The organism is Yersinia sp. 2542 StPb PI, assembly GCF_048593855.1.
Classification (GTDB): domain Bacteria; phylum Pseudomonadota; class Gammaproteobacteria; order Enterobacterales; family Enterobacteriaceae; genus Yersinia; species Yersinia enterocolitica_E.
On the sequence record NZ_JAZGQA010000206.1, the window covers coordinates 1 to 7,342 of the forward strand.

Sequence of the window (7,342 nt, forward strand, 5' to 3'; positions counted from 1 at the left end):
ATTCTTAATAGTTTTCCTATCTACAGTTTTGTTTCTTTTCACATCTTAATAATATGTATGATGATATAAATTGTTGGATTGAGATCCCGGCTAATAGGATGCAGCATAATCGCGTCTCATTATCACCGGTATCAACCCGCGATTTTGGCAGCGAAAGTGAACCTCATCTTATAGATATATTTTGTTGGTAACTGCTGTATGTCACGCAATTATCCAGGATAAAAACCCAGATAATCCAATAAATAAGGCATAAAAAAGTAGATTTAAAGACAAAAACATCGATTATATTCCATACCAATGAAACTGGTAGTCATTTAAAATAAGAGCAGCCATTGGCACTAAAGATGTGCATAGAACTTCAAAAAGCAGCAGCGTCGGAGTACATTGGATACCTTGCAGTGTTCCACGCTGAGGACACGCTTTTACCAGCAAAAGGCTCAATTTTTTATGTCCCCCATTGAGAAATCCAGCAAACTGGACAACGTCTGTTACGACATTCGTGGACCAGTGCTAAAAGAAGCTAAGCGTCTTGAAGAAGAAGGTAATAAAGTTCTGAAACTGAACATCGGCAACCCTGCCCCGTTTGGTTTCGATGCACCCGATGAAATTCTGGTGGATGTGATCCGTAATTTGCCAACTGCACAGGGCTATTGCGATTCCAAAGGCCTGTTTTCGGCGCGCAAAGCTATTATGCAGCACTATCAGGCACGGGATATGCGTGACCTGACAGTCGAGGATATCTACATTGGAAACGGGGTCTCTGAGCTGATCGTGCAATCCATGCAAGCATTGCTGAATCTGGGCGATGAAATGCTGGTACCTGCACCAGATTATCCGTTATGGACGGCGGCAGTTTCGCTTTCAAGTGGTACCGCCGTACATTATATGTGTGATGAAGAGTCGGGCTGGTTCCCTGATTTAGATGATATCCGTAGTAAAATCACGCCGCGTACCCGTGGGATTGTGATTATCAACCCGAATAACCCGACCGGCGCGGTATACAGCAAAGAGCTGTTACTGGAGATTGTTGAAATCGCCCGTCAAAATGACCTGATTATTTTCGCCGATGAGATCTACGATAAGATTTTATATGACGAGGCTCAGCATCATTCTATTGCGGCTCTGGCACCTGATTTGTTAACTGTGACCTTCAATGGTTTATCCAAGACTTACCGTGTTGCAGGTTTCCGTCAGGGCTGGATGGTGCTGAATGGTCCTAAAAAACACGCTAAAGGTTATATTGAAGGTTTAGAGATGCTGGCATCAATGCGTCTGTGCGCCAACGTGCCTATGCAGCATGCCATTCAAACGGCATTAGGTGGTTATCAGAGCATTAGCGAGTTTATTCAGCCAGGCGGGCGCTTGTACGAACAGCGTGACCGTGCCTGGGAACTGATCAACCAAATACCGGGGGTTTCCTGCGTGAAACCTCAAGGCGCGTTGTATATGTTCCCACGTATTGATCAGAAGCGTTTTAACCTGAAAGATGATCAGAAACTGGTATTGGATCTGCTATTGCAGGAAAAAGTGCTGTTGGTTCAAGGCAGCGCCTTTAACTGGCCCTATCCTGATCATGTGCGGATTGTAACGTTACCGCGCGTGGATGAGCTGGAGATGGCAGTGAGGAAGTTAGGGCGGTTCCTGGAGACATATCATCAGTAACTATTTGATTTTATTGGGTGATTGGTTCGGTTGTTAGGGCTTCAGTGTTCCCCTAACCTCAGTAGCCTCAACCGCCAAAGGGGTTACAAGCGCGTAACCCCCTTGGAACCCCTGCGCTTACGCACGTATCGCTTGCCCACTTCGTGGGTGCCCTCACTCATCATTCCGCTGGCGGGACGGCTAAATCCGCCGTCCATGGCGGATTTCCCTGGCTACATTCTTCACTCGGCGGCTCAAATGTGCTTTTAAACATCAAGGTCAAAACCCGCGTTTCGAATTGGATTTTGACCTTAAGCGCAATCAGGAATATTACCGACAAAGGCGATGGCCCGAGTAAGCGGGCATGGACGCCCGCGAAAAGCGCGCTTGGGCAGGGATGCCCATCGCGCTGGCTCGACAAGGCCAACGGCTGCCGGAGGGGACTGCAAATAGCAGTAATATTTCGCGCAAGCCGCAGGTGCAGGAGGGCCGGCTTGCCCTCCTGCTCGGTTGAGGCCGCAGAGATAAAGTAATCACTGAACGAATAACAACCGAAATAGGATCCGATCAAATCCACTACAGAGGTTAGATGAGCGATGAAGCTCTAACAACCGAAACCTGATCCGAACTAATCGCGCATCAACTGAAACCCGATCTGATAAACTACCCCCATGCCTGCACTTAAAAAGTACAAAGAGAGTAAATAATGAGTCACTTCTTCGCCCATCTATCTCGTCTGAAACTGATCAACCGCTGGCCGCTGATGCGCAATGTTCGCACTGAGAATGTCTCTGAACACAGTTTGCAGGTAGCATTTGTCGCTCATGCGCTAGCTATCATTAAGAACCGTAAGTTTAACGGCAATCTCAATGGCGATCGTATTGCGCTGCTGGCGATGTACCACGATGCCAGCGAGGTGATTACCGGGGATTTACCTACACCTATCAAGTATTACAATCCACAAATCGCCCACGAATACAAAAAGATCGAAAAAGTTGCCCAACAGAAACTGATCGAAATGCTGCCGCAAGAGTTACAACATGATTTCCGCTGTCTGCTGGATGAGCACTATTACAGCGAAGAAGAGAAAGCGCTGGTTAAACAAGCTGATGCCCTGTGTGCTTATCTAAAATGTCTGGAAGAGTTATCGGCGGGTAATAACGAGTTTATTCAAGCCAAAGCGCGGTTGGAGAAAACCCTCGCGATGCGCCAAAGCCCAGAAATGGATTACTTTATGGAGGTGTTTGTGCCCAGCTTTAGCCTATCACTGGATGAAATCAGCCTCGATTCGCTGGATTAACCAGCAACGAATATTCCAGCCCTTGACGTTTAAAAGCACATTTGAGCCGCCGAGTGAAGAATGTAGCCAGGGAAATCCGCCAAGGACGGCGGATTTAGGCGTCATGAGCAGGGACGCGACAACACTGCGAAGCAGTTTTGAACAACGCTTGCGTTGGCCCGGAGGGTAGCCTCAAAGAGGCTATAATAGCCGTCCGTCAGCCGAAACGATGAGTAAGGGGACCTGCAAGGTGAGCACCAATCTCATATCAACCGAACTAAACACAACTCTTACCCTGTAGCATCCCAATCAGAATGGGAACAGCACCGGCACCACCATCACACTAACAATCATGACTAATATCGTAAATGGCACCCCCATGCGGACAAAATCACCGAATTTATAACCACCTGGCCCCAATACTAAGGTATTCACCGGTGACGAAACCGGCGTCATAAAGGCCGCTGAAGCTGCAATACCAATAATCATCGCAAAGGGATACGGCGAGACCGACATCTCCCGCGCAGCAGCAATCGCAATCGGTGCCATTAGAACTGCCGTGGCAGTATTAGAGATAAACAGCCCAATCGTGGCACACAACACAAACAAACATAGCAGCATGACGCGCGGCCCCATCCCACCGGCCACATCCATCAAACCACGGACAATCAAATCTACCCCACCGGTTTTTTGCAATGCTTGTGCAAAGGGCATCATCCCGATGATTAAAATCAAGCTCGGCCAATGGATTGAACGATAAGCACTTTCCATATCAATACATCGGAACTGACCCATCAGCAAACAGGCGACCAATGCCGCAATCACATTTGGCACCTCGTCGGTCATCATCATGGCAACCATCAACGCCAGACAGAATAATGCATGTGGGGCTTGCGAAATGGCCGGTGCCACTTCATCCACTTCCGCCGGCAGGTTCAGTACGATGAAATCACGGGTCTTTAACTGCAACTGGCGAATCAGTTTCCAATCACCGATCACCAGTAAGATATCGCCAAACTGTAATTTGTCATCAACCAGTTTGCCTTCCAAAGTCTTACCATTACGACGAATACCCACCACATTCAAACCATAGCGGGTACGGAAAGTGACTTCACGTAGACTCTTTCCCAAGAGAGCGGAATCAGGAATGAGCGAAACCTCGGCCATCCCGACGTTGCGCGCCTGCTCTGAGAAGTATTCACCGCGCAGCACCATCGGTTCCAGCATCTGTTCAGTGCAAAATTCACGTAAATCTATGTCGCAATCTGACATATCGATCAGTAAGACATCGTTCTCGTGTAATTCAGATGAACCGGTGGCACTCACCATCACACGCCGGAAACGCTTCCAGCGTTCAATCCCCACCACATTCGCCCCATAGCGGGCGCGCAGATGCAGTTCGTCAAGAGAACGGCCAATCAAAGGAGAATCATGGCGGATAGCCAAACGGCGCGCACGGCCAGTCAGTTTATAATCGCGGATAAGGTCACGGAAAGTGCGGCGTTTCCATTGCTGTTCTTTCTCTGAGCTTTCCTGCTTCCCGCCCAGCCAGCGCCGAGCCACTAACATATAAGCGACACCCATCAGCAAAATGATAATGCCGATAGGGGTAACGCCAAAGAAGCCAAACCCTTTGATACCTTCGCGCAGTAATTCACTGTTAACTACCATATTTGGTGGCGTTGCCACCAGCGTCATCATGCCACTTATCAAGCCGGCAAAACTTAGCGGCATCATTAACCGCCCCGGCGAAATTTTCATCCGGCTGGCAACACTCAATACCACTGGGATAAAGATTGCCACCACTCCGGTAGAGCTCATAAAAGCGCCTAATCCGGCAACCGTTACCATTAATAACGCCAGCATTTTGGTTTCACTGTGACCGGCGACCTTGACCAGCCAATCACCCACCTGATAAGCAACACCGGTTCTGACCAACCCTTCACCAATAACAAACAGCGCCGCAATCAATATCACGTTAGGATCACTGAATCCGCTGGTCGCCTCACCTAATGACAACGTACCACTCATCACAAAGGCAATAATGACCAACAGAGCTACCACGTCCATGCGCAGTTTATTGGTAGTAAACAGCACAATAGCGATTAGAAGTAGCGTCAACACCCACAATAGTTCGCGGTTCAAAATGGCCTCGTTGGCAAAAAGTGAAAGGGAATATCCGGCTCTGGCAGTAAAACATTAAAATCAGCAGCGGCCGCTGTCTGAGATCAATAATGACTGCAAATTTATGTGCTTACCATCCCACAAAGGGTTTTATTGTGTTTTTTTCCTGAAAAAAGTTTATCAATTTGTGAGGTGCCAGACAGTAAAAGAGCGCCATCAGGCGCTCTCAGTGGTGACATTAAGGTATCTGGCGAAAAATTAACCTACTCGCACAACCCGCGCGCCGTTAGCGGTAACCTCAACGCTAATCTGCTCCAGCGAACTGAGCACTAAATCAACCTGATCAAGTTTGGGAGTATCAGCCGGAGCATTGACCGCAATCACCTGACAGCCCGCCGCCAAGCCTGACAAAATCCCCGCAGGGGCATCTTCCACTACGATACAATCAGCCGGTGCCAGCCCTAAGCGCTCGGCCCCCAGCAGATAAGCATCTGGTTGCGGTTTGCCGTGCTTAACTTGTTCGCTGGTGATAAACACTTCAGGTACCGGCAGATGGCCGGCGGCACGGCGCGCAGAAGCGACCGGTACTGAGCCTGAAGTGACAATAGCCCACGGAATAGACAGGCTGTTTAGTCGCTCCAACAGCGCCACCGCCCCCGGCAATGCGCTCACACCATCGGTATCATTAGCTTCAACCTGCTCTAATGCCAGAAACTCAGCCTGAATTTCAGCCTCACTTGCACCCGACATAAAATGACGTAAAGAGGTAATTGCTTGTTTGCCATGGATAAAATCAAGAACTTCTGCTGGGTTGATGCCTCGACCTTGCGCCCAGCCAATCCAGGCTCGTTCGACAGCAGGTAAAGAATCAACCAAAGTCCCGTCCAAATCAAAAAGAAAACCTTTACACTCCACAAGCACATCCTCATCAGTAAAACTATTTTTCAACTTACTGATAGCAAACAAGTTACGCGCTATCAGGCATTGATAATTTGCGAAATTTCAACAGCACTCAAATGGTATTGGCGTGGACATGATTGCCAGATAGCCAGCATACGTTGGTATTTATCCCACATTGGGGTTTGAGAGTTGAAACCATGAGTCCCTGAGTCAAAATGGGTGTAGCGCCCTTCGGTATTGACCATAAAGCGCACATAACTCAGGTAACGGGATTCGGTAGCAGCATCAAAACCGAGGAACGCGATACGGCGTTCATCCAAGTCTTGCTTGTCTTTCAGGTTACCACAGGAGACTTGCAGGGCGTGGTGCATCTCCATGATATTAATGATAGTACGGCAAGTATCTTCGCTCATCTCACCAAAATCACGGTCCAATTCACGCATCTGCAAACCAAAGCCGCGCTCGACAATGGTTTGCTGGCGACGATAACGCTCAGCATTTTCCGGATCCAGCATGGTCATCATTTTGTACTGATTCGACAGAATCAGTCGTTGGGCGTTGGTCATATCCATCACTAACTCCTAAGACATAAATAATGAGGAAATCATCGCACACAGGCTTGGGCCATACTTTGATTTGACAGGGGATTTTGCACCACTAATCCTGTGAGGCATAAAAGCCCGCTGGCATGAAACCGCCACTAGAGGTCATCAAGAAACGTTTTATCCAACTGTTTGAAGGCTCGTTTCAGCACATCGGCCAGGGATTGATAAGTCGGCGTCTGCTCGATAGGCGCAACAGCCTGCCCCGCTTCTGTTAGCTTGTTACGTACCTCATGGAACCACTGGAGTAAGGTTGGCGGTAACGGGGTTATCGCGCGCTTGCCTAACCACCACAACCCTTGCAATGGTAAACCACAGGCGAACAGCGCCGTAGCGATGGCTGGTCCCAACTGGCCACCGAGGGCTATCTGCCAGGTCAGGGTAAAAATGGCCAGTGGTGGCATAAAGCGGATACCAAAGCGTGTCGCCGTAACCACGCGATTTTCGGGAAACATCGGCGCCAGGCGCTTATCGGCAGGCCAGGTCTTCATATAAAGCTGGCCGCGCTGGAGTACCTGAAACCAACTTACAGAATCAGAGGGTTTTGTTGTCATGGCTCACCTCAACTTCACAAGCAAAAATTAAAATTTTTTTGTAATCCACAAACTAAAAATTAGTCTGTTAAATATATTTTGTTTTTAGGCTCCGCTATCGGTATCCTAACTCGGCCTTTTGGCCGCTAGAAGATGACACTAAATATGTCAACTTTTTGCAGCTTTTAAATCATTTTTGTTAAATCGCACCGATTTTTACCACCAGGTTTTAACGTTTGCACTTAACGTTTAATCCGCGATTT

Annotated in this window: 6 protein-coding genes; 2 read left to right on the forward strand and 4 right to left on the reverse strand. The window is 48.4% G+C overall.

Going from position 1 to position 7,342, the window contains the following annotated elements:
* Window positions 1-447 precede the first annotated feature (447 nt).
* Entirely contained in the window at window positions 448-1,662 is a 1,215-nt protein-coding gene (locus V1952_RS18485; RefSeq protein ID WP_083158257.1) for a pyridoxal phosphate-dependent aminotransferase, read from the forward strand.
* A 685-nt stretch (window positions 1,663-2,347) separates the two neighbouring features.
* Window positions 2,348-2,941 carry a 5'-deoxynucleotidase gene (gene yfbR, locus V1952_RS18490; protein ID WP_372559478.1) on the forward strand — a complete coding sequence of 198 codons (594 nt, stop codon included), beginning with the start codon at window positions 2,348-2,350 and terminating at the stop codon, window positions 2,939-2,941.
* A 288-nt stretch (window positions 2,942-3,229) separates the two neighbouring features.
* On the opposite strand, the gene V1952_RS18495 is transcribed toward yfbR, so the two are convergent.
* The 4 genes from V1952_RS18495 to yfbV all read right to left on the reverse strand — a co-directional run bounded on the left by V1952_RS18495 (window position 3,230) and on the right by yfbV (window position 7,100).
* On the reverse strand, window positions 3,230-5,065 hold the full coding sequence (locus V1952_RS18495; protein WP_372569382.1) for an SLC13 family permease: 1,836 nt from the start codon (window positions 5,063-5,065) through the stop codon (window positions 3,230-3,232).
* Window positions 5,066-5,302: 237 nt separating this feature from the next.
* Window positions 5,303-5,959, reverse strand: a complete 657-nt coding sequence (locus V1952_RS18500; protein WP_372559480.1) for a sugar phosphatase — start codon at window positions 5,957-5,959, stop codon at window positions 5,303-5,305.
* Window positions 5,960-6,021: 62 nt separating this feature from the next.
* Window positions 6,022-6,516 (reverse strand): YfbU family protein, encoded by a 495-nt coding sequence (locus V1952_RS18505; protein ID WP_083158253.1) that lies wholly within the window; start codon window positions 6,514-6,516, stop codon window positions 6,022-6,024.
* 128 nt (window positions 6,517-6,644) lie between these two features.
* Window positions 6,645-7,100 (reverse strand): terminus macrodomain insulation protein YfbV, encoded by a 456-nt coding sequence (gene yfbV, locus V1952_RS18510; protein ID WP_083158252.1) that lies wholly within the window; start codon window positions 7,098-7,100, stop codon window positions 6,645-6,647.
* Window positions 7,101-7,342: the final 242 nt, after the last annotated feature.

What these genes read in the sequence shown, in the direction of transcription:
- V1952_RS18505 (WP_083158253.1), bottom strand. Translation starts at nt 6,516, where the DNA reads ATGGATATGACCAACGCCCAACGACTGATTCTGTCGAATCAGTACAAA.
- yfbR (WP_372559478.1), top strand. Translation starts at nt 2,348, where the DNA reads ATGAGTCACTTCTTCGCCCATCTATCTCGTCTGAAACTGATCAACCGC.
- yfbV (WP_083158252.1), bottom strand. Translation starts at nt 7,100, where the DNA reads ATGACAACAAAACCCTCTGATTCTGTAAGTTGGTTTCAGGTACTCCAG.
- V1952_RS18485 (WP_083158257.1), top strand. Translation starts at nt 448, where the DNA reads ATGTCCCCCATTGAGAAATCCAGCAAACTGGACAACGTCTGTTACGAC.